Annotated in this window: 18 protein-coding genes, 1 pseudogene and 1 riboswitch; of the genes and pseudogenes, 6 read left to right on the top strand and 13 right to left on the bottom strand. The window is 63.2% G+C overall.

The features are described 5' to 3' along the window. Nucleotides 1-92 precede the first annotated feature (92 nt). Nucleotides 93-197, bottom strand: a riboswitch (TPP riboswitch). Nucleotides 198-394: 197 nt separating this feature from the next. Then, nucleotides 395-1,834 (top strand): TolC family outer membrane protein, encoded by a 1,440-nt coding sequence (locus BM019_RS17730; protein ID WP_062823857.1) that lies wholly within the window; start codon nt 395-397, stop codon nt 1,832-1,834. Between the two features lie 124 nt (nt 1,835-1,958). Here the strand turns inward: BM019_RS17730 and waaA are convergent, their stop codons facing one another. Together waaA and BM019_RS17720 are read right to left on the bottom strand one after the other, a co-directional pair. Further along, nucleotides 1,959-3,230: a lipid IV(A) 3-deoxy-D-manno-octulosonic acid transferase gene (waaA, locus tag BM019_RS17725; RefSeq protein ID WP_092419075.1), complete on the bottom strand. Its 1,272-nt coding sequence runs from the start codon at nt 3,228-3,230 to the stop codon at nt 1,959-1,961. A 23-nt stretch (nt 3,231-3,253) separates the two neighbouring features. After that, complete coding sequence (locus BM019_RS17720) at nt 3,254-4,138, bottom strand: LysR family transcriptional regulator (RefSeq protein ID WP_162235116.1); 885 nt, start codon at nt 4,136-4,138, stop codon at nt 3,254-3,256. A 109-nt stretch (nt 4,139-4,247) separates the two neighbouring features. On the opposite strand from BM019_RS17720, the gene BM019_RS17715 reads away from it, so the two are divergent. From BM019_RS17715 to BM019_RS17700, 4 genes are all read left to right on the top strand, one after another. Beyond that, nucleotides 4,248-4,580 carry a DMT family transporter gene (locus BM019_RS17715; protein ID WP_007921448.1) on the top strand — a complete coding sequence of 111 codons (333 nt, stop codon included), beginning with the start codon at nt 4,248-4,250 and terminating at the stop codon, nt 4,578-4,580. A 180-nt stretch (nt 4,581-4,760) separates the two neighbouring features. Then, nucleotides 4,761-5,936 carry an NAD(P)/FAD-dependent oxidoreductase gene (locus BM019_RS17710; protein WP_009041881.1) on the top strand — a complete coding sequence of 392 codons (1,176 nt, stop codon included), beginning with the start codon at nt 4,761-4,763 and terminating at the stop codon, nt 5,934-5,936. Continuing rightward, nucleotides 5,933-6,745 carry an aldo/keto reductase gene (locus BM019_RS17705; protein ID WP_009041880.1) on the top strand — a complete coding sequence of 271 codons (813 nt, stop codon included), beginning with the start codon at nt 5,933-5,935 and terminating at the stop codon, nt 6,743-6,745. Before BM019_RS17710 ends, BM019_RS17705 begins: the two co-directional genes overlap by 4 nt. Nucleotides 6,746-6,786: 41 nt before the next feature. Further along, the gene (locus BM019_RS17700; protein WP_009041879.1) at nt 6,787-7,758 is read left to right on the top strand and encodes a hypothetical protein; all 972 of its coding nucleotides are present in this window, start codon (nt 6,787-6,789) and stop codon (nt 7,756-7,758) included. A gap of 54 nt (nt 7,759-7,812) precedes the next feature. Here BM019_RS17700 and hldE read toward each other — a convergent pair whose 3' ends face one another. The 4 genes and pseudogenes from hldE to BM019_RS17680 all read right to left on the bottom strand — a co-directional run bounded on the left by hldE (nt 7,813) and on the right by BM019_RS17680 (nt 12,651). Continuing rightward, the gene (gene hldE / locus BM019_RS17695; RefSeq protein WP_092419073.1) at nt 7,813-9,237 is read right to left on the bottom strand and encodes a bifunctional D-glycero-beta-D-manno-heptose-7-phosphate kinase/D-glycero-beta-D-manno-heptose 1-phosphate adenylyltransferase HldE; all 1,425 of its coding nucleotides are present in this window, start codon (nt 9,235-9,237) and stop codon (nt 7,813-7,815) included. Nucleotides 9,238-9,339: 102 nt separating this feature from the next. Then, nucleotides 9,340-9,513: pseudogene (locus BM019_RS17690) on the bottom strand (adenylyl-sulfate kinase); the annotation flags it as partial. Between the two features lie 141 nt (nt 9,514-9,654). Continuing rightward, complete coding sequence (msbA, locus tag BM019_RS17685) at nt 9,655-11,463, bottom strand: lipid A export permease/ATP-binding protein MsbA (protein WP_009041878.1); 1,809 nt, start codon at nt 11,461-11,463, stop codon at nt 9,655-9,657. Between the two features lie 15 nt (nt 11,464-11,478). After that, on the bottom strand, nt 11,479-12,651 hold the full coding sequence (locus tag BM019_RS17680) for an O-antigen ligase family protein (protein ID WP_092419071.1): 1,173 nt from the start codon (nt 12,649-12,651) through the stop codon (nt 11,479-11,481). A gap of 108 nt (nt 12,652-12,759) precedes the next feature. Between BM019_RS17680 and BM019_RS17675 the strand changes: the two genes are divergently transcribed. Continuing rightward, nucleotides 12,760-13,365, top strand: coding sequence for a BUD32 family EKC/KEOPS complex subunit (locus BM019_RS17675; protein WP_085533594.1), 606 nt, complete (start codon nt 12,760-12,762; stop codon nt 13,363-13,365). On the opposite strand, the gene BM019_RS17670 is transcribed toward BM019_RS17675, so the two are convergent. From BM019_RS17670 to BM019_RS17640, 7 genes are all read right to left on the bottom strand, one after another. Continuing rightward, nucleotides 13,351-14,454 carry a glycosyltransferase gene (locus BM019_RS17670; RefSeq protein WP_092419069.1) on the bottom strand — a complete coding sequence of 368 codons (1,104 nt, stop codon included), beginning with the start codon at nt 14,452-14,454 and terminating at the stop codon, nt 13,351-13,353. The two genes, BM019_RS17675 and BM019_RS17670, sit on opposite strands and share 15 nt — an antisense overlap. Nucleotides 14,455-14,502: 48 nt before the next feature. After that, complete coding sequence (locus BM019_RS17665) at nt 14,503-15,264, bottom strand: glycosyltransferase family protein (RefSeq protein WP_009041874.1); 762 nt, start codon at nt 15,262-15,264, stop codon at nt 14,503-14,505. A gap of 54 nt (nt 15,265-15,318) precedes the next feature. Further along, complete coding sequence (locus BM019_RS17660; protein WP_062823866.1) at nt 15,319-16,275, bottom strand: glycosyltransferase family protein; 957 nt, start codon at nt 16,273-16,275, stop codon at nt 15,319-15,321. 84 nt (nt 16,276-16,359) lie between these two features. Continuing rightward, nucleotides 16,360-17,766, bottom strand: a complete 1,407-nt coding sequence (locus BM019_RS17655) for a PIG-L deacetylase family protein (RefSeq protein ID WP_092419067.1) — start codon at nt 17,764-17,766, stop codon at nt 16,360-16,362. Continuing rightward, entirely contained in the window at nt 17,763-18,659 is an 897-nt protein-coding gene (locus BM019_RS17650) for an antimicrobial resistance protein Mig-14 (RefSeq protein WP_053259394.1), read from the bottom strand. The genes BM019_RS17655 and BM019_RS17650 overlap by 4 nt, the downstream gene beginning before the upstream one ends. Further along, nucleotides 18,659-19,789, bottom strand: coding sequence for a glycosyltransferase (locus BM019_RS17645; protein WP_085533588.1), 1,131 nt, complete (start codon nt 19,787-19,789; stop codon nt 18,659-18,661). Before BM019_RS17645 ends, BM019_RS17650 begins: the two co-directional genes overlap by 1 nt. Beyond that, entirely contained in the window at nt 19,773-21,530 is a 1,758-nt protein-coding gene (locus BM019_RS17640) for a carbamoyltransferase family protein (RefSeq protein ID WP_009041869.1), read from the bottom strand. Before BM019_RS17640 ends, BM019_RS17645 begins: the two co-directional genes overlap by 17 nt. Nucleotides 21,531-21,636 lie beyond the last annotated feature (106 nt).

The following is a 21,636-nucleotide window of genomic DNA, read 5'->3' as shown; positions in this document are numbered from 1 at the left end:
AGAGGCGAAAACCAGCTGGTGCAGTGCTTGGTGCTCGAGGGGTGTTCGATTGTCGAACAACATCCCGGACGAAGCACAAGAGGACTCGCCGGGTGACGAGAAATCTTGTTCCCTACGCAGGCGCTAACCTGATCAGGTTCAACGGGATCCGGATTATCCGATCTCAGCCTCATAGCAAGGCACCCCGACAAGAACCCGGCCAGTCTAGACAAAGCCGGTGCAGAACGCCAACCCCACGGCAAACAGCGTGATGAATGGCGTAAATGCAGGATTGTTGCCCTTCGCAGGCGCATCTACACTCGCTCAGGTTGCGTCGAACCTTGACGCTGCACAGGCCGAGACTTAGCCTTGGCGCCAGAATTATCCTCGTAATATCAACTCTAGGGATCGCCGAATGCTGCGCAAACTCTCACTGGCCATCGCCGTGTCTTGTGCGTCCAATGGAATGGCCTGGGCAGTAGAAGCGCCCCTGACCACCAAAACCGACCTGGTCAGCGTCTACCAGGAGGCGGTAGACAACAACGCCGACCTCGCCGCCGCCCGCGCCGATTACGACGCACGCAAGGAAGTGGTGCCGCAGGCTCGCGCCGGGCTCTTGCCCAACCTCTCGGCCGGTGCCGACCTGAACAACACCCGGACCAAGTTCGACGAGCCGTCGATGACCGCCACCCGCAGCGGCACCGTGTACCAGGCGACCCTGGCCCAGCCGATTTTCCGCGCCGACCGCTGGTTCCAGCTGCAGGCGGCCAAGGACGTCAACGAACAAGCCGCGCTGGAACTCTCGGCCACCGAGCAGAACCTGATCCTGCAAAGCGCCGAGAGCTACTTCTCGGTCCTGCGCGCCCAGGACAACCTGGCCTCGACCAAGGCCGAAGAGGCCGCCTTCAAGCGTCAGCTCGACCAGTCCAACGAACGCTTCGACGTCGGCCTGTCGGACAAGACCGACGTCCTGCAATCCCAGGCCAGCTACGACACCGCGCGGGCCAACCGGATCCTCGCCCAGCGCCAGGTCGATGACGCCTTCGAAGCCCTGATCACCCTGACCAACCGTCAGTACAACGCGATCCAGGGCATCGTCCACAGCCTGCCGGTGCTGGCGCCGGCCCCGAATGATGCCAAGGCCTGGGTCGATACCGCGGCCAAGCAGAACCTCAACCTGCTGGCCAGCAACTACGCAGTCAGCGCCGCCGAGGAAACCCTCAAGCAGCGCAAGGCCGGCCACGCCCCGACCCTCGACGCCGTGGCGCAATACAAGAAAGGCGACAACGACGCCCTCGGCTTCAGCAACCCGGCACCACTGGGCCAGCGTTACGGCAGTGACGTCGAACAACGCAGCATCGGCCTGCAACTGAGCATTCCGATCTACAGCGGCGGCCTGACCAGCTCCCAGGTCCGCGAGTCCTACTCGCGCCTGACCCAGAGCGAGCAGCGCCGTGAAGCCCTGCGCCGCCAGGTGGTGGAAAACACCCGCAACCTGCACCGCGCGGTGAACACCGATGTCGAGCAGGTCCAGGCCCGGCGCCAGTCGATCATCTCCAACCAGAGCGCCGTGGAAGCCACGGAAATCGGCTACCAGGTCGGCACGCGCAATATCGTCGACGTGCTCGATGCCCAGCGCCAGCTGTACACCTCGGTGCGCAACTACAACAACAGCCGCTACGACTACATCCTCGACAACCTGCGCCTCAAGCAAGCCGCCGGCACCCTCAATCCGGGCGATCTGCAGGACCTGTCGCGCTACCTGAAAGCCGACTACAACCCGGACCGCGACTTCCTCCCGCCGGACCTGGCCAAGGCCGCGGCGGAACAGCTCAAGGCCCGGCCGGGGCAGTAACCTGTAGCCGCTGCCGCAGGCTGTGATCCTGTCCGCAGGACACGCAAAAAGGCCACCGCGATTCAATTGAATGGCGGTGGCCTTTTTTACGACCGTTCCGGTCGATCGCAGCCTGCGGCAGCGGCTACAGCAAGCGATCCAACCCGTCGAGCAGGCGCTGCAGGGCGCCCTGATTGCTACGCATCACCCGCAGTCCGGCATCGGCCATCTTCTGCGCATCCCGAGGCAACTCGAACAGGCGCTGCACCGCCACCGCCAGGCCATGGGCATCGTCCACTTCCTGCAGGGCGCCCGCCTCGCGCAGCATCGCCGCAATCTCCAGGAAGTTGAACAGGTGCGGCCCGCTCAGCACCGGCTTGGCCAGGGCCGCCGGCTCCAGCAGGTTGTGCCCGCCATTGGGCACCAGGCTGCCACCGACAAAGGCGCTGTCCGCCAGGGCATAGAGAAACAGCAGCTCGCCCATGGTGTCGCCCAGCAGCACCGAGGTGCTGGCGGTGACCGGCTCGGCGCTCGAGCGGCGAATGGTCTCAAAGCCCTGCTGCCGGCACAGCTCGAACACCGGATTGAAGCGCTCCGGATGACGCGGCACCAGGATCAGCAAGGCATCCGGGTGGTTGGCCAGCAGTTGGCGATGGGCATCCAGCACCACGGTGTCTTCGCCTTCATGGGTACTGGCGGCGATCCACACCGGGCGCTCACCGGCTTGCCATTGCTCGCGCAGCTCGCTGGCGCGCACCAGCAGTTGTGGGTCGATGCTCAGGTCGAACTTGATCGAGCCCGTCACCTCGACTGTTTCCGAGCGCGCGCCCAACTGGCGAAAACGCTCGGCCTCGGCCTCGGTCTGCACCGCGAACAGGCTCATTTCAGCGAGCATCGGTGCGGTCAGCTTGGCAAAACGCCCATAACCCCGGGCCGAGCGCTCCGACAACCGCCCATTGGCCAGCGCTACCGGAATCCCGCGCTTGGCGCACTGGTGAATGTGGTTGGGCCACAGCTCGGTTTCCATGATCACCGCCAGCTTCGGCCGGACCCGATCGAGAAAACGCGCGGCGGCGCAAGGCAAGTCGTAAGGCAGGTAGCAGTGCTGGATGCGCGGCTCGTTGGCGAACAGCGCCTGGATACGTTCCGAGCCCGTGGGGGTCATGCAGGTGACCGTGATCGGCAGCTGTGGATAACGCGCCAGCAAGGCACGGATCATCGGCGCGGCGGCGATGCTCTCGCCCACCGACACCGCGTGCACCCAGATTCCGCCCGGCTGCATCGCCGGCAGCCCCCAGGAAAAACGTTCGCCAATCCGCCTGGCATAGGCCGGCGCCTTGCGCGCCCGCAGCCACAGACGAATCGCCACCAATGGCAGCCCCAGGTAAAACAGCGCGGTGTAGAGAGTTCTATTCATGGCGGCGGAGTTTATCGGCTTTTTCAGCCAATCGCCCGCAAGTGCACGGCAAAACGCTCCGCCAGCCAATGCGCCGCCGGCCCCAGGGGTTCATCGCGGCGCCAGACCAGTTCCACCACCAGTGCCGGCGGCGTCCACTCACTGGCCAACTCGACCATCTGGTTCTGATAGGCCGGGTACTGCACCACATGCCGCGGCAGCCAGGCCCAGCCCAGGCCGCGCATCAGCAGCTCGGCCATCGCGTAGAAACTGTCGGCGCGCCAGACTTGCGGGCTGACCTGCTCGCCACTGGGGTAAGTGCTCAACTGCGGGGAAATCAACAACTGTCGATGCCGCCCCAGTTGCTGGCGATCCACCTGTTTCTCGCCGGCCAACGGGTGCCCGACCGCGCACACCGTGACCATCTCGACGCTGCCCAGGGCCCGTCGCTCAAGGGCCTCGGACATCTGTTCATGGTGAAACAGCAAACCGAGGTCGGCCCGACGCTCCAGCAGCTTGCGCGCCACATCACCCTGGGCGCTGCTGGCCAGTTGAACCTCAAGACTGGGGAAACGCTCGGACAACGCCTCAAGGCTATCGAGCACCGGCTGGAAAGGCATCGCCTCGTCCAGGGCCAGCCGCAAGCGCGCCTCCTCACCCCGCATCAACGCCAGCGCCCGCCCGTTCAAGCGCTCGCATTGGCGCAGCACTTCCCGCGCCTCTGCAAGCAAGGCACGACCCGCCTCGGTGAGTTTCGGTTGGCGACCGCTGCTGCGCTCGAACAAGAGCACGCCGAGATCGGCCTCGAGCAGCGCAATCGCGCTGCTGACCGCCGATTGCGCCTTGTGCTGGTCACGGGCCACCGCGGAAAACGAACGTTGCTCGGCGACGCTGACGAACAGCCGCATCTGCTCCAGATTCCACTGCACATTCATAGGGCAACCCATCTTCAAAACAGATAGGTAATGACTTTACCCCATCTGCACAATCTCTAGAATGCCGACCTCATCAAGCAAGCCCAAACACGAGGACTCTCCCATGAACGCTTACACCTACCTGGCCATCGCCATCTGCGCCGAAGTGATCGCCACTGTTTCGATGAAAGCGGTCAAAGGCCTGAGCACTCCACTGCCGCTGCTGTTGATCATCGTCGGTTACGGCGTGGCCTTCTGGATGCTGACCCTGGTGGTGCGCACCGTGCCGGTGGGCGTGGCTTACGCGGTCTGGGCCGGCATGGGCATTGTCATGGTCAGCGTGGCCGCGCTGTTCCTCTACGGGCAGAAGCTGGATATCCCGGCAATGCTCGGCATGGCCCTGATCGTCCTGGGCGTGGTGGTGATCCAGCTGTTTTCCAAGACCGCCGGGCACTGATCCATGACCGCTGCCGCAGGCCCTTCAAGAGCGCGACCGCTTCGCGCTCGATCGCAGCCTTCGGCAGCGGCTACACAAAGCGCTTCGCCAAGCGCGCCCCTGCCAGTTTGATCGCCAACAAAGCCTGTGCGGCTCGAGCCTGTATACTGCGCCCCTAGTCTTGAACACTGAGGTCGCTGCATGCCATCCGTTATTTCCACCGACGTGCTGATTGTCGGCGCCGGAGTCGCCGGCCTCTGGCTGAACGCCCGCCTGCGTCGCCAGGGCTTTTCCACCGTGCTGGTGGAGAGCGCCAGCCTCGGCGGCGGACAAAGCGTCAAGTCTCAGGGAATCATTCACGGCGGCGCCAAATATGCCCTGCACGGCGCCCTGACCGGCGCCTCGGAAGCCATCGCCGACATGCCGCGCCGCTGGCGCGAGGCCCTGGCCGGCAACGGCGAGCTGGACCTGTCCGGTGTGCGCCTGCTGTCCGAGGCCCATTACCTGTGGTCCCCCGGCACCCTGGCCGGCAACCTCACCAGCTTTTTCGCCAGCAAGGCTGTGCGGGGCCGTGTCGATCAGGTCAAGGGCGACCAGTTGCCGCCGGCCCTGCAGGACCGCCGCTTCAAGGGCAAGGTGTATCGCCTGGCCGAGCTGGTGGTGGACGTGCCGAGCCTGATCGGGCGCCTGGCCGAGCTGGGCGGCGATAGCCTGCTGGCCGGGCAGAAGATCGAACCCCTGCTGGAAAACGGGCAATTGCTGGGCCTGCGGGTCGATGAGCGGGAAATCCGCGCGCAACGCATCGTGCTCAGCGCCGGCGCCGGCAATGCCGAGTTGCTGAGCAGCCTCGGCCTGAGCCAGCCGGCCATGCAACGCCGGCCGTTGCACATGGTGATCGTCAAGGGCCCGAGCCTGAAACCGCTGTACGCCCACTGCCTGGGCGGCGGGCCGAAGCCACGGATCACCGTGACCACCCACCCGGCGGCCGACGGCCAGTGGGTCTGGTACCTCGGCGGCGACATCGCCGAAGCCGAAGGCGTGGCGCGCGAGCCGGCGGCGCAGATCGCGGCCGCCCAGAAAGAACTCGGCAACCTGTTGCCATGGGTCGATCTCAGCCAGGCGCAATGGGCCACCCTGCGGGTGGACCGCGCCGAGCCCGCGCAGTCGGGCCTGACCCGTCCGGACAATGCCTTTCTCGCCGAACAGGACCGCCTGCTGGTCGGCTGGCCGACCAAGCTGGCCCTGGCCCCGGACTTCGCCGACCGGGTGTTCGCCGCCCTCGAGCGCGACGGTATCAAGCCGGGCCCCGCGACTCCGTTGCCGACGCTGCCGAAACCCGCCATCGCGCAACCGGCGTGGGAGCAACTGCTGCCATGAGCCAAGCAACCCTGCACGACCTGCATCGCCCCTTCGGCAGCACCGGGCTGCTGGTCTCCCCACTGGGCCTGGGCACTGTGAAGCTCGGGCGCGACCAAGGGGTGAAGTACCCCAACGGCTTCCAGATTCCGGATGACGCTGAAGCCCGCATGCTGCTCAAGCTGACCCGCGACCTGGGCATCAACCTGATCGACACCGCGCCGGCCTATGGCCGCAGCGAGGAGCGCCTGGGCCCGCTGCTGCGCGGGCAACGCCAGGACTGGGTGATTGTCAGCAAGGTGGGCGAAGAGTTCGAAAACGGCCTGTCGCGCCATGATTTCAGCGCCGCGCATACCCGCTTGTCGGTGGAACGCAGCCTGCAGCGCCTGGAAACCGACTTCATCGACCTGGTGCTGGTGCATTCCGACGGCAATGACCTGCACATCCTCGAGCAGTGCGAGGTCTACCAGACGCTGGCCGAGCTCAAGCAGGAAGGCAAGATCCGTGGCTTCGGCTTCTCCGGGAAAACCGTCGAGGGTGGCCTCAAGGCCCTGGAACAAGGCGACTGTGCCATGGTCACCTACAATCTGAACGAACAGAACGAGCGAGCCGTCATCGATTACGCCGCAGCCCACGGCAAGGGCATTCTGGTGAAAAAAGCCCTGGCCAGCGGCCATGTGTGCCTGAGCCCCGGTGTCGACCCGGTGCGCGCCAGCTTCGAACTGCTGTTCGATCAACCGGGCGTCGCCAGTGCTATTGTCGGGACCATCAATCCGTTGCACCTGGCCCATAATGTCGCCACTGTCGCGCAGGTGTTGCGCAAGAACTGATGCCGCCCACGCGGCCGACCCCGACGCAAGAAGGAGCCGACATGCCGCGTACGCTCATAAGAAAGAACCCCAGCAACTTCAAGACCCTGCCGCTGTTCGTCGAAGCGACGCCCGAAGGCCTCAGCTACCAGAGCGTCGGCATGCCGCTGAACTTTGCCCAGACCCTGCAGCGCCGGCGCCCGGTCGCGGTGGCCGACACCGAGCGCTTCGCCCTGGAGCTGGCCAACCTCGGCGTCTCGGTACGCCTGACCCTGCATTGGCAGAACCGCGACTATTGGGTGCTGGTGCGCCAGCGCCGGCAGGACCGCGGCGACGTGGTGCTCAAGCTGATTTCCGGCTACGTCCCGGCCCACGAGCTGAACCTGCCGCTGCATACCGCCATCCAGGAAATCGCCGAAGAATGCCTGCTGGAAACCCCGGAAGGCTGGCTTGGCGGGCGCTTCAACGACACCTGGCTGCCCGCGCCCTACTCGGCGGCCCTACATTATCGCGAGGCCCTGCCCTTTCGCCTGACGCCGCTGTCGGGCGCGGCACGCCCGGTGCGCTGCGCCAACCTGCAATTGCTGGAACGGCCGCGGGCCTATGTGCACCTGCCCACCGCTTCACTGCAACTGATCTATGACCTGCGCCTGGACGTGCCGAAAGAGGCCAAGTCCCTGAGCCTGTTCCATGTCGACGAACGCCTGGAAGGCGACCAACTGGTGGCGCGCCTGGATCGCAAGCGCCCGGACCTGTACCTGATGCCACTCAAGGACGGTCAGCCCTGCGCCGAGCTCTATACGTTGAAGAAGGATCAGTTGCACCCGGCGAGCACCCGCGGCCTGTATCTGGCCGAAAGCTTCGCCCGGCAGCAAGGCTGGCTGGTGCGTGACGAGCGGATTCGCTGGAAGGACTGGCTGAAGCAGCAGGGATTGAGCGCGCCGGAGAAGGACTCCAAACTCCAGCGCCTTACCGGCAAGGCACGGCAGATATTGCGCAAGATGGTACCGACCAAGACCAGCCGGCAACGTTGAGCGCCTCACCGCCCACTCCAGCTTTCGCGGGAGCGGGCGGGTTGGCGGCAAGCCTTACTCGGTCTTGCGGATCTTCTCGACTATGGCCGTGGTGGAACTGTTCTCCACCAGGCCCAGCACCTTCACCACACCGCCATAAGCCTTGACGATATCGGCACCGACCACCTGGTCGACCGAGTAATCCCCGCCTTTGACCAACACGTCCGGCTTGACCTGGGCCAGCAGGTTTTCCGGAGTACCCTCGGGGAAACTGATGACCCAATCCACCGCGCCCAGGCCGGCCAGTACCGCCATGCGCCGGTCGACGCTGTTGATCGGACGGCCAGGCCCTTTCAGGCGGCTGACCGAGGCATCGTCGTTGATCGCCACGATCAGGCGATCGCCTTGCGCCCGCGCCTGCTCGAGGTAGGTCACATGGCCGGCGTGGAGGATGTCGAAACAGCCGTTGGTGAAGACGATCTTCTCTTTGTGCGCACGCGCATCGTCGATCGCCAACAGCAGCTGGTCGAGGCTCAACACACCGCGCTCGGAGCCTTCTTCACGCTGGATCGCGCGACGCAGCTCCGGTGCGCTGATGGCTGCGGTACCCAGCTTGCCGACCACGATGCCGGCGGCCAGGTTGGCCAGGGCCACCGCGTGCGGCAGCTCTTCACCCGCCGCGATTGCCGCCGCCAGGGTGGAAATCACGGTATCGCCGGCACCGGTGACATCGAACACTTCACGGGCCCGGGCCGGGAGGTGCAGCGCCGGGTGATCGGGACGCAGCAGGGTCATGCCGTGTTCGCCACGGGTCACCAGCAAGGCACCCAGCTCCAGGTCGTGCATCAGCTTCGCGCCTTTGCTGACCAGGTCGTGCTCGTCGACGCAACCGCCGACTATGGTTTCGAACTCGCTGAGGTTCGGGGTGATCAGGCTGGCGCCGCGGTAAATCGAAAAGTCCTTGCCTTTCGGGTCCGCCAGCACCGGGATGCCACGGGCACGTGCGGCCTGGATCAGCGCCTGATGATTCCTCAGGGCTCCCTTGCCGTAATCGGACAACACCAACACCTTGATGCCGTCCAGCAACCGGTCGACTTCAGCGCCCAACGCCAGGGCGTCGGTGGCGAAAGGTTCTTCGAAATCGATACGCAGCAGTTGCTGGTGCCGGCTCATGACCCGCAGCTTGACGATGGTCGGCTGGTGGGCAATGCGTTGGAACAAGGCGCGTACGCCCGCCCCCTCAAGACTGTTGGAGAGACTGTTGGCAGCCTCATCGTCGCCGGTGACGCCGACCAGCGAGGCCGGTGCGCCGAGCGCGGCAATGTTCAAGGCAACGTTCGCGGCACCGCCCGGGCGGTCCTCGATTTGCTCGACCTTGACTACCGGTACCGGCGCCTCAGGGGAAATCCGTGAGGTACCACCATGCCAGTAACGGTCGAGCATGACATCGCCGACCACCAAGACAGGGGCTTGATCGAATCGCGGCATGGACAACTTCATGGAGCAACCCACATACAAAATGAACAGGGGCGCGATATTAACACAGGGTGAACGCTGCCTAGTTCTACCGCTGCACGAGTATTCGCGATCGACCCAAACTGTTCATTTATTGAGCAAAAGCGCCATGAGCCGGTCTGTCGCGCAGGCCAATCCAACCGTTTCGGTATCGATCTCGCAGTCAGGATCCAATGGCGCTTCATAGGGGCTGTCGAGCCCGGTGAAGTCCCGGATATGACCTTCGCTCGCCGCCTGATAGAGACCTCGATTCAGTCGACGATTGAGGCTGGAACCATAACAAGCACGAGGTGCTGGATTACTTAGGCTTGGTCAAGACTATAAGGGGCGGGATACAAAGACCGCCGGCGCATTGCACGCCGGGGCCGTTCCAGGGTGGGCAGTGCCCACCCTGGCGTTGGCTCAGGCAATGCCTTCGGAAGCAGGCTCGTCCAGGCCCATGGCATGCAGGCGCGAGTAGTAGCCGTTCTGCGCCAGCAGGTCGACATGAGTACCGCGCTCGACAATCCGCCCCTGATCCATGACCAGAATCAGGTCGGCTTTCTCGATGGTCGACAGGCGGTGTGCGATCACCAGGGTGGTGCGCCCCTTCATCACCTTGTCCAGGGCCGCCTGGATATGCCGCTCGGACTCGGTATCCAGGGCCGAGGTGGCTTCGTCGAGAATCAGCAACGGCGCATTCTTCAACAGGGCCCGGGCAATCGCCAGACGCTGACGCTGACCGCCGGAGAGCAGCACGCCGTTCTCGCCGACCTGGGTGTCCAGGCCTTCGGGCAACTGCGAAATGAAGTCCATGGCATAGGCATCCGTCGCCGCCTTCTCGATGTCTTCCCGCGGCGCCCCGGCCAGGTCGCCATAGGCAATGTTGGCGGCCACGCTGTCGTTGAACAGGGTCACATGCTGGGTCACCTGGGCCACATGCCGGCGCAGGTTGCGCAGGCGGTAATCCTCGATCTCCACGTCATCGAGGAGAATCTGCCCCGTTTCGTGGTGATAGAAGCGCGGAATCAGGCTGGCCAGGGTCGACTTGCCGCTGCCGGAGCGGCCGACCAGCGCGATCATCTGCCCGGGAGCCGCGCAGAAGCTGATGTCCTTCAGCACTTCCCGGTCGGTGCCCGGATAGGTGAAGCTCAGGTTGCGCACGTCCAGGCGACCCTCGATGCGTTCACGCTCGATCTGTCCCCGATCGACTTCAGGCTCGACGTCCAGCTGTTCGAAGATGCTTTCCGCGCCCGCCACGCCTTTCTGGATGGTCGAACTGACTTCCGAGAGCTGGCGAATCGGCTTGGGCAGCAGGCCCGCCGCGGTGATATAGGCCACCAGGTCGCCCGCGGTGGCATCGCCACGCAGGAACAGCACCAGGAACATCAGCACCGCCATGGCGGAGTAGATCACCAACTGCAGCATCGGCGTGTAGACCGCACCGGTCTTGGTCATGCGCAGCTGTTTGTCGGTGTTGCTCTGGCTGGCGTCGACGAAACGCTGCTGCTCGTAGCTTTCGCCACCGAAGCTGCGAACCACGCGATAGCCTTGAATGGTCTCGGAGGCCACATGGGTCACATCGCCCATCGCCACCTGGATCTTCTTGCTCTGCTTGCGGAATTTCTTGCTGGTGCTGCCAACCATGACCGCAATCAACGGCAGGATCGCCAGCATCACCAGGGTCAGCTTCCAGTTCATCCACAACAGGTAGACGAACAGGAACACTACCGTCAGGCCTTCGCGAATCACCACCTTGATGGCGTCGGTGGCGGCACCGGTGACCATGGTGACGTTGAAGGTGATGCGGGAAATCAGATGCCCGGAGTTATGGGTATCGAAATAGCGGTTCGGCAGGACCAGCAGTTTGTTGAACAGCTCGACCCGCAGGTCATGCACCAGCCCCAGGGAAACCTTCGCCAAGTAGTAGTTGCCGAGGAAAGAGCCGAGCCCCTGCCACGCCGCGATCAGGATGATCAGCAGCGGCACCGCCATCAATAGTTGCAAGTCGCGCAGATAGGGAACGTTGGGGAAGAGCACCGCTTCGGGATTGCTCAAGCCGTCGACGAAATATTTGAGAATGCCCGCCAGCATCGGCTGGGTGGATGCAAATATCACGAAGCCCACGATACTCAGCAGGAAAATGCCTATGTAGGGTTTTACATACCCCAAGAGCCGAAAATAGATTTTCAGGCTGGAATCCTGTTCCGCTTTGAGCGGTGCATCACTCATCGTCGAGCTCACTGTTTAGGAGGAACGCGGGATTTTATCACAGCCTGTGTGACCGCCCCGTGCCCAGACCAAAACAGTGGCCAGACCGATCGGCAGCCAACTGATGAACCATTCGGCGCGAGGGGTTCCGGTCAGGCTGGCGGCATCGAACTGCATGGCCAGGAAGGAGAACAGCCAGATCCCGATGACGCCCCGGCCATACAGTGTTTCACGGGCGCGCCAGGCTTCGCGCAGGACGGCAAACCAGGCCACGACCCAGAGCAACAGCCCGGGGATACCCAGTTCAATGGCAATGTGGGTGAACAGGTTGTGGGCATGGTCGAATGTCAAACCGTCGACCAGCACGTCATAACTCGAGCCCAGGCCGAGGCCTGTCCATGGATGTTCGGCGATCATCTGCAGACTGGCCATCAGAATCTGCGGGCGGAAGGAAACGCCACGTGCCATGACCAAAGGTTCGAGAAACCAGAACGCCAGCATCGCCAGCAACAATGCCGCGGCCGCGAACATACGGCTGAGTCGGTCGCGGCACCAGATCGGCATCGCCAACACGGTCAGGAACAGAGCCAGGGCAGCACCGCGGCTCTGGCACAACACGACGAACGCGCCGAGCAGCGCCAACGCTACCAGCCATACCGTTTGAAGAGAACGAGTGCGCGGCATCCAATGCAGCAACCAGATAGCAGTGAGGCCAATGACATAACCGCCCAGGATCGGATGACCCAACTCACCCAGCCCTTCCAGGCGTCCCCACCAGACATTTCCATGAATCCAGTAGAACTGGATAATGGACAGTAAAGCCGTCACCGCGAGCCCTATGCCGCCCCACTGCATGACAGTAATCACCCGCTCCGGGCGGGCATTGGCGAAAATCGGGAAGAACAGCAGGAACACCGCGATGTACAGCAAGCGCTTGGCCTCGCGTGACGGGTCCGCCGCTTGCGTCCATGTCAGGCTGATCAGCCCCCATATCGCCAGCCCCAGCAATGCCAGGCCAAGCCAGCGCTGAGCACGCCACCACTCAATCAGGCGATCACGCGCGGACCAGGCCAGAATCATTGCCGGCAACCACAAGAAGGCCACCAGCCCCTGCTGGTAGATCTTATTGGTGGGCGCCAGTGCGATGGCTAGCAAAAACCATAGCAACCCGACTGTCATCCATACTTGCGCCCAACGTGTGGCCTGCATCTACTCGCTCCTAAATGGATCACCCAGCCAACCCGGCATGGTTAAAACAACAACTTTTCGGCATCATTGCCCGTCACTGTGCCCGCCACTTCGACAAGGCTTCCTACGATGCAATGCTCCCGGCTTCCCCAAGCCACTTTGAATCAGATGATTGAAGGCGCCAGAATTCTGGAGGCCGACAGTTACGGCCCGAAAGTCTACCTGTTGCAGGATGGGAATATTCTGAAACTGTTCCGGCGCAAGCGTCTTTTTTCATCCGCCCTGTTTCGGCCCTATTCGAAGCGTTTCATCGACAACGCTGCACGCCTGGAACAACTCGGCGTTCCCACGCTGCAGGTTCTGGACTTCTACCGCCTGGAACAACCCGGCATGACTGCGGTGCTTTACCAACCGCTGCCAGGCGAAACCCTGCGCCAGGTCGCCAGCAAGGAAGGTTTCGACTGGCAACAGACCTTGCCGGCCTTGGTCGAGCTGATTCGTAGCCTGCATACCTCGGGGATTTACTTTCGCTCGCTGCACCTGGGCAACATCGTCATCACCCCGGATAACCGCTTCGGCCTGATCGACGTGGCCGATATGCGCTTCTTCCGCGGGCCATTGCCGCGCCATTTGATCAAACGCAACCTGCAACACTTCGCCCGCTATATTGCCCGGGAGAAGCTGAATGGGAGCTTTCCGCTGCAAGCATTGGAACAGGCCCTACTTTCGGCATGACAGCAGGGTAGTAGCCGCCTGACTGAAGCGCTGCCAGGCCAGGTCGGGGGCCAGAGCAGCGTACTGATCCGCCGCGATGCCCTGGGCGGGCAGGCCAAGAGCTTGAAGGATGGCCTCCTGCCAGGCGTCGATGTCATTCACCGGCGCATAACGCCCGGTTTCAGCCAACTGCTCACGAAAGACCGGCAAATCGCTGGTCAGCACCGGTACACCGGACATCACCGCCTCCTGCAGGATCAGGCCCAGGCCCTCGTCCAGCGACGGGATGGCTACCCAGTCGAATGCCTTGTAAAGCATCGCCGCATGCTTCAGATGCCCAGGCAGCGAAACCTTGTCTTGCAGGCCCAGCCGGTTGATGCGGGCCTCGAGCGCTGCGCGATTCGAACCCTCGCCGATAATCACCAGACGCATCTCCGGCCGGCTCGCCAGGGCTTTGGCGAAGGCCTCCAGAAGGCAAGCAAAACCCTTATCGTCCACCAGACGCCCGACCGCGCCGAATACCGGAGCATCGTCCGCGGGCAGGCCAAGGGTTGCCCGGGCCTCGGCACGCGGTAGCAGCCTTGCGTTGAACTCGTGCGGATTGAACGCGCTGCGCAAGGCCGTCACCGGCATCTGCAAATCGTCTTCGAGGGATGAAGCCAGGGTCTGCGAAACAGCCGCGAGAGTCAGCTGCGAGGCCGGGAACTGCCGGAACAGCTGTTGATCCTCGCGGTGCAAGCGCGTGGAGCCGTGGATCACCACCACCGCACGCATGTGCGGTAATGACTTGAGGACCGGCAACAAGGTACGCGCCACTCCCAGGCCATCGAGCAACAGCACTTGGGCGTCGCTCTCCTGCAACGCCTTGCGAAAACTGGCCCGCAACCAGGGTTTGAGCAAGCGCCAGAAATGCTTGCCCTTCAGCCGCGCCGACGACAGGTTCCACTCCCGGCACTCCCCCACTTCGGCAACGCATCCGGTGGACGAGCCTTGCAGCAGCCAGGTCTTGACCACAGTATCTGGCTCGGCCTGAGAGAGGATTTGCTGGTGAACCTTGTGAACGGAGGCAAACGCACTGCCGCCTGCCCACATGACGTTGAGGATGCTCATTGGGCGCACAGCCCTTTCGCGGTATTCGGGAAAGTGAAACCGGTAGAACTAATGGATAAACCAGCCAATACCGACTCCAGCCAACAGGACTAAAACAAGCTTGATTTGCTCGCGACGACTGCGCCGAGCCTTACGCTGCCGCTCGGCGGCAGTCTCCACATGCAGACCGAAACCTGTATGCAACACCGCATCGCCTTCCAGGCTGACAGCCGTCAGGTTCAGCTCAGCATAGCGCTTGGACAGCGCTTTCTCGCCACCGTGCCCGGCGAAAGGCGCGCACAGCCGATATTGCGCCATCCGGCGCAGGCCCGGGTTCAGGGAAAAGCTCTGCCACTCGGGTTTGTCGGAGATCAGCGGATAACAGGGCACACCGCCGATCACCTCGCGAGCCCCCAAGTGGATGTAAGGGCTATGGACTCGCAGGTCGTGGGCATAACTGCGCAACCAGACCTGCAGAATGTCCTGGCGTTGCTCGAGAATCGCTTTCGAATCCTCGACGAAACCCGGGCGGTAGAACTCCCAGTCGTCTTCGCAATGGAAGATATAGGGGGTCTTGACCTGCTCGTAGGCCAGGTCGATCGACGCCAACTGCCCGAGCTTCGGCCGGTTGACGAAGAAGGTACAGTGATCTTTCCAGTGGGCGGGCACAGCCGTGCGCACCCGCTCGTCGCCCGCATCTTCGGTGATGAAGACTTCGCGGATCGGCGCACTGTTGAAGCGATCGAAACTCTCCAGCGTGAGCTTGAGCAGGTCCAGGCGACCGCAACTGGTGACCACCAATGTGATGTCACTCTCTTGACTAAACTGCACTTGATTCTCACCTACGACAAAGTGCGATCACTATTAAGGGCTCGGTGACCGCTGTCAAACACCCAGTTTCGAGCGTACGCGCTCGATAAAGCTCAAGGGTGCACGAGGCCGCAATGCGGGCTGGAGTTCCTCGACGATACGCTGACCGATACGGGCGAAGCTGAACCGAGAGACCGCCAGATCGCGTCCGTTTCGCGCGATGCTCTGCGCCAGGGCCGGGTCGGCGCGCAACATGGCGAGCTTTTCCTGCAATTGCGGGATGCTCTGATAAAAGACCACGTTGTGCAGGTCCTGCAAACCCAGCGCGCGGTTTTCCGCCTCGCCCTGGTCGAATGCCAGCAACACACAGCCGCAGGCCATGGCCTCGAAATTCTTGATCATGTATTCGCCCATGCCAACGTCGGCACTGACGAAAAAGCGGATACGGTTGAGCGTGTCGCAATACTCTTCGCCCGATTTGGTCCGCGTCACCACCAAGGGTTCGACCTGGCCGAGCTCATCGAGCAGCGCCTTGCGCCCGCTGTAGGCCACGCTGTTGGTGCTGCCGACGAATGCCAGTTCGATATCCCGCTCACGGCCCTGATCCTGCAGCAGGGTCTGGTCGTAGCCCTTGGGCACGAATACCGCGTCGAAACCTTCCTCGCGCAGGCGCTCGCTGACCATGAACCCCGAACTGATCACCCGTGCCCACGGCAGGCGGCGGTAGTGCGCGCTGAACTTGCCGGTGTACTTGCAGGGGATGTAGTTCTGGTAGGCGTCGTGCTCGAGGATCACCAGGTTGGGAATGCTGCGGATGAAGCTCGCCTGGCGGATTTCCTGCTTGAAACGCAGGAAGAACACGATGCGGTCGTAGCGCGATACATCCACCTCACGGCGGAAATAGCCACGCAGGTTGCGCTGCTCGTCGCTGCTCAACCACCGCAGGTCGCATTCGCAATGGGCGGCAACGCCTTCGTACAGGCGGTCCAGAATGGCCCGCTGTTCTTTCTGCACCAGAAATAGAACCTTCATCATCTTCCTTGCAGCCGTGAGCAACCCGACAAAAGAGCGAAACTACCCTGGCCGACAGGCAAAAGGGTGTCATGCAATATCAATTTACAAACGCCAGAACAGCTCATGCCGGCGTACCGCCTTGCGGAAAAACTCGTTCTCGCCATAAAACGAACCGCCGCGACCGGCCAATACACGCTGCAAGGCCCGACGCAGACGACGCTTGAACGGCGCTCGCGGCTGCAGGTCGTGCATCATGCCCAGGGCCATCGCCTTGTCCCGTTGCTGCTCGATCGATAGCTGCAAGCAGCAGGGCCTGAGCACCTGGGCCGAGTCGAACACCGGCGGCAGGGCAATGCCCGCCCCTGAATCGCCCATCGGCCAGCGGTCGTTGTCATGCAAATGGTTGGCATAACCGAGCAAGGTGGTCGGCTGCCAGTCCAGCCCCTGCAACGCTTCCAGTACCGCCTGCTGGGCGCAGATGTGGTCCGGATGCGGATCGAGGGTCGGATGCGGCAGCACGATCACCTCGGGACGCGCCTTGAGCAGCAGCGCCCGCAGGTCGGCCAAGAGATTGTTCCAGGTCGGCGCGCCATCGGCATCCGCCGGCAGCGGGAACGGGTTGAACTGGCGGAACAGGCGGATATCCGACAGTTCGGCCTCGCGGGACGCCACAGGCCGGTTCGGCGCCGCCTGCATGGCCGGCAGTTGCAGGCAGAAATACCCCAGCTGCACACAACGTTCTTCGGCGACCCCGGCCCAACGCGGCACCGCAATGCTGTCCCAGGCCCGCAGACGCCCCTTGATCCGCGCCGCATCCGCAGCGTTCATGCCCATCTGCCGGTAATGCTCGGCTTCGATCTCGCCCGCGGTCAACGTGACGATCCAGGCTTCGTCAGCCTGGCTGTACAGGCCGAAGGCCGCCAGTTCGGCATCGTCGGCGTGGGGGGCGATGACCATCACCCGCTGGTGGCGATAGTCCGGCTCGCGGAACACCGACAACAGCGGTTCGCCATGCACCCGACAGAAACGTCCGCGCAATTGCAGCTCGCCGCTGGCCAGAGGTCGTGCCAGCCCACTGAGATTGAGATAACGCAGGCCGTTCACGCCACGCTCGAACGTCTGCCGATCCTGCCCCGCCAAGGAGACGGAGGGGTCGAAAAAGCGCCCCAGCCAGCTGCTGCTGACCTTTACCGCGAGGATCAGGGTTTCGTCCCCCGCCAGGTCGATCGCCTGGTCCAGCACCAAGCGCTGCTTGTCCAGGTGGACCTTGGGCTGCTCGGTGCCGAACGGAAAGCTGTACTGATAATCGTCCCGGGGCGAATAAAACAGGTGGTCGGCGAACCAGGCCTCATGGGCCACCCAGGCCAGCACCGCGAGCAGCAGCGGCAGCCACCAGGCCACCAGCACACCGATAGCCACCAGTACCAGCAGGCCGATCAGCAGGCCCAGGCGCTTCTGCCGGCGATGACGTTTGAGCAACTGTTGCTTGCGACTCGGCGGCTGATTCATACCGTGAACACCGGAACGGGGTTGCACCAGCGATCCTTGTACTCGCGATCGGCGCGACCGAAGGAGAAACGCAGCGGCTTGTCGATGGCCCGTGCCTGCTCCCAGGCGCTTTGCGTATTGAGGAAACTCAACACGCTGCCGGGGCTGAACTCGCGGGTTTCAGGATCGACGCCACCGTTGATGTATTCGACGCTGATCCACTCCGGCGCTTCGACCCGGTACACCAGCTGAATGGCGATCGGCGCATCGTTGAGGAAAATCACCGAACCGATCAGCAACTCGCGCAGCAACTCGATGACGTCGGCCATGCGCTCGGCACCGGTGGCCGGGAACCCCCAGCGCCGCTGGAACAGATCGCAGTAGATGGCCGCCAGCTCCTGGCTGGAGAACTCGCTGACCGGGCGCACCACGCCGCCCGCCTCTTCCAGCAGGCGCAGTTCGCGGCGCTGGTTGTAGCGAAACTTCTTCGACAGCTCTTCAGGCGTGCGGGCCATGGCCAATTGCTCGGCCTGGAGCTTGAGGGTGCTGAACCGGCCCTGGTTCAAGGCCGACAGGTAACGGCCACGATGACGCAGCGGGGCCTGGGTCTCAGGCGCCGCCGGCAGGATCAACTCGGCGTTGCCCAGGTCGAACAGGCCTTTCTTGCCACGGCGCTTGAGCACGTCCTTGGACAGCGCCAGGTCGCGCCCCCAGGTCGGGATCGCCGCCCGCAGTTCGCCGGCGTGTTCCCAGGCCAGGTAGCGGACCGGGATGCCCGCCAGGTTCGCCAGGCGCTCCACCACCAGCGGATGGGTGGCGACGCTGCCGCCAAAACGCTGCCAGGCGGCGGCATAAGTCGAGGCGTCGACGACCGACCAGCCACGCTCGCGCCAGCCTTGGAATCGATTGAGCATCAGGGCCTCGCGGTCAGATCGGTAACTTGCGGCAGACGCCAGAAGGCGTCGCGTACAGCACGGTCGGAGAAGCGCTCGCGCAGGCGCTCGAACATCAACTCGGCGCACAGCAAGCGCTGGTTCTCATCCATCCCGGCCAGGTGTTGCAGACCCTGGGCCATATGCTCGGCATCGCCCAGCGGGAACAGGATGCCGACCCCTTCGACCACTTCCTTGGCACCGCCACAGGCCGTCGCCAGCAAAGGCACGCCAGCGGCCATGGCCTCCAACAGCACCATGCCGAATGGCTCGTGGTCGGAACTCAGGGCAAAGGCATCGAAAGCACGGAAATAACGCCGGGCTTCCGGGACCTGGCCGAGGAACAGCACGCGGTCGGCGATGCCCAGCTCGCGGGAAAGGTCCTTGAGGTTCTGCTCCAGGCGCCCGCTGCCGAGAATCGCCAGCTGGCTTTCCCGAGGCAGCCCCGGCAATGCCGCGGCAAACCCGCGTAGCAGGGTGGCCTGGTCCTTGTCCGGATGCAGACGCCCGACATTGCCGACGATCCAGGCCGAAGACGACAGCCCCAGCTCCTGGCGCGCTTCGGCCTTGGGCAGTTGGGTCGCCTGCAAGGCTTCGACGTCGATCCGGTTGTACAGCGTTTGAATCCGCGCCGCCGGCCATTGTGGCAGGCAACTGCGCATGTCATCGCGCACCGCGTCGGACACGCCGAGCAGGCTCAGGCGCTTGCGGAACAGGTTGGCGAACAGGCGGCGACTGCCGCGCTGGTAATCGCCAAACGCGTGATGCACGCCGATCACCGGCAACGCGGTGCCCAGCAACGCGATGTAGATCGGCTTGAAACGGTGGGCGATGCAGAAGCTGAAGTTGCGCGACGCGGCGATCTTGCGCAGGTCGCGTATCGCCCCCAGCTTCAGGCCACGAATGGCCTTGGAGCTGTATTCCATGAACAGCACTTCGTCGCTGGCACAGGCATCGGCCACCTCGGCATCGGCAACCCCGGTGAGGAACACCGTGGTCACGCGATAGCCGCTGCCCGCGAACAGGCTGGCGTATTGCCGGGCACAGTCGAGGAACGGCCCGTCATAGCCGTGGCAGAACTGCAGGACGTGGCGCTCAGCCGAGCGTGTCATAAGGATCCACGCCGTCTTTGACCACCAGGATGTCTTCCATGATCAGGTACTGCAGATCGGAGCCGAAGAACATGTTCAGGGCGTCGGTCGGCGAGCAGATCATCGGCTCGCCGCGGCGGTTGAGCGAGGTGTTCAGCGACACGCCGTTGCCGGTCAGGACTTCCAGGGCCTTCATCATGTCGTAGTAGCGCGGGTTGTATTCGCGCTTGAGCACCTGGGCCCGGGAAGTGCCGTCTTCATGGACTACTTCCGGCACACGGGTCTTCCACTCTTCCGCCACTTCGAAGGTGAAGGTCATGAATGGCGCCGGGTGATCGACCTTGATCATCTGCGGACCGACGGTGTCGAGCATCGACGGGCAGAAAGGCCTCCAGCGCTCGCGGAACTTGATCTGCTCGTTGATGCGGTCGGCCACGCCGGTGGCGCTCGGGCAACCGATGATCGAACGACCGCCCAGGGCACGCGGACCGAATTCCATGCGGCCCTGGAACCAGGCCACCGGGTTGCCGTCGACCATGATCTTGGCGATACGCTCGGGGGTGTTGTCGATCTGGCGCCAGGCCGGCTTGTTCGGGTGGCGGGCACAGGCGGCGATCACGTCTTCGTTGCTGTAGGACGGGCCGAGATAGACGTGTTCCATCTTCTCCACCGGCACGCCTCGAGCGTGGGAAACATAGGCCGCGGCACCGACCGCGGTACCGGCATCGCCGGACGCCGGCTGCACGAACAACTCTTTGACTTCCGGACGGGCGATGATCTTCTGGTTCAGCTTGACGTTCAGCGCACAGCCGCCGGCAAAGGCCAGCTTGCCGGTTTCCTTGAGGATGTCGCCCAGGTAGTGGTCGATCATCTGCAGCGCCAGCTTCTCGAACAGCGCCTGCATGCTGGCCGCGTAGTGGATGTACGGCTCGTCGGCGATGTCGCCTTCGCGCTTCGGACCCAGCCACTCGATCAGTTTCGGCGAGAAGTAGAAACCCTTGCCCTTCTCTTTATAACGGCGCAGGCCGATGACGTTGGCGTAATCGGTGTTGATCACCAGTTCGCCGTTTTCAAAGCTGGCCAGGCGGGAGAAATCGTACTTGCTGGCATCGCCGTACGGTGCCATGCCCATGACCTTGAACTCGCCATCGAGCATTTCGAAGCCAAGGAACTCGGTGATCGCGCCGTACAGGCCGCCGAGGGAGTCCGGGTCGTAGAATTCCTTGATCTTGTGGATCTTGCCGTTTTCGCCGTAGCCGAAGAAGGTCGTGGCGTACTCGCCCTTGCCGTCGATCCCGAGGATCGCGGTTTTCTCCTTGAAGCCGGAGCAGTGGTAGGCGCTGGAAGCGTGGGCCAGGTGGTGCTCGACCGGCTCGATCTTGATCTTCTTCGGATCGAAGCCCAGTTGCTCGAGGCACCAGACGATCTTGTTGCGATAACGCTTGTAGCGACGGTTGCCCATCAGGATCGCGTCGAGGGCGCGGTCCGGGGCGTACCAGTAACGCTTGGCGTAGTGCCAGCGGGCCTTGCCGAACAGGCTGATCGGGGCGAACGGAATCGCCACCACGTCAACGTCGGAAGGCTTGATGCCGGCCTGTTCCAGACAGAACTTCGCCGATTCGTAGGGCATGCGGTTCTTTGCATGTTTATCGCGTACGAAGCGCTCTTCTTCAGCAGCCGCCACCAGCTTGCCGTCGATGTACAGCGCTGCGGAAGGATCATGGCTAAGGGCGCCGGACAGGCCAAGAATCGTCAATGCCACAGGGGTCTAGCCTCGTTTAGTCTGCATGCGGGCGCGATGCGCCTTGAAAATGATGTGTGCTCGCAAGGGGCGAGAAACAACGAAAGGGCGGGATTATAACGTAAAA

The sequence above is a fragment of the Pseudomonas sp. NFPP07 genome (assembly GCF_900115645.1).
GTDB classification, from domain to species: domain Bacteria; phylum Pseudomonadota; class Gammaproteobacteria; order Pseudomonadales; family Pseudomonadaceae; genus Aquipseudomonas; species Aquipseudomonas chlororaphis.
This window is presented reverse-complemented; position numbering and strand designations above follow the sequence as displayed.

Bases quoted from the DNA above. Each gene is read 5' to 3' on its own strand.
- BM019_RS17730 (WP_062823857.1), top strand. From the start codon at position 395: ATGCTGCGCAAACTCTCACTGGCCATCGCCGTGTCTTGTGCGTCCAAT.
- waaA (WP_092419075.1), bottom strand. From the start codon at position 3,230: ATGAATAGAACTCTCTACACCGCGCTGTTTTACCTGGGGCTGCCATTG.
- BM019_RS17715 (WP_007921448.1), top strand. From the start codon at position 4,248: ATGAACGCTTACACCTACCTGGCCATCGCCATCTGCGCCGAAGTGATC.
- BM019_RS17710 (WP_009041881.1), top strand. From the start codon at position 4,761: ATGCCATCCGTTATTTCCACCGACGTGCTGATTGTCGGCGCCGGAGTC.
- BM019_RS17705 (WP_009041880.1), top strand. From the start codon at position 5,933: ATGAGCCAAGCAACCCTGCACGACCTGCATCGCCCCTTCGGCAGCACC.
- BM019_RS17700 (WP_009041879.1), top strand. From the start codon at position 6,787: ATGCCGCGTACGCTCATAAGAAAGAACCCCAGCAACTTCAAGACCCTG.
- hldE (WP_092419073.1), bottom strand. From the start codon at position 9,237: ATGAAGTTGTCCATGCCGCGATTCGATCAAGCCCCTGTCTTGGTGGTC.
- msbA (WP_009041878.1), bottom strand. From the start codon at position 11,463: ATGAGTGATGCACCGCTCAAAGCGGAACAGGATTCCAGCCTGAAAATC.
- BM019_RS17680 (WP_092419071.1), bottom strand. From the start codon at position 12,651: ATGCAGGCCACACGTTGGGCGCAAGTATGGATGACAGTCGGGTTGCTA.
- BM019_RS17675 (WP_085533594.1), top strand. From the start codon at position 12,760: ATGCAATGCTCCCGGCTTCCCCAAGCCACTTTGAATCAGATGATTGAA.
- BM019_RS17670 (WP_092419069.1), bottom strand. From the start codon at position 14,454: ATGAGCATCCTCAACGTCATGTGGGCAGGCGGCAGTGCGTTTGCCTCC.
- BM019_RS17660 (WP_062823866.1), bottom strand. From the start codon at position 16,275: ATGAAGGTTCTATTTCTGGTGCAGAAAGAACAGCGGGCCATTCTGGAC.
- BM019_RS17655 (WP_092419067.1), bottom strand. From the start codon at position 17,766: ATGAATCAGCCGCCGAGTCGCAAGCAACAGTTGCTCAAACGTCATCGC.
- BM019_RS17650 (WP_053259394.1), bottom strand. From the start codon at position 18,659: ATGCTCAATCGATTCCAAGGCTGGCGCGAGCGTGGCTGGTCGGTCGTC.
- BM019_RS17645 (WP_085533588.1), bottom strand. From the start codon at position 19,789: ATGACACGCTCGGCTGAGCGCCACGTCCTGCAGTTCTGCCACGGCTAT.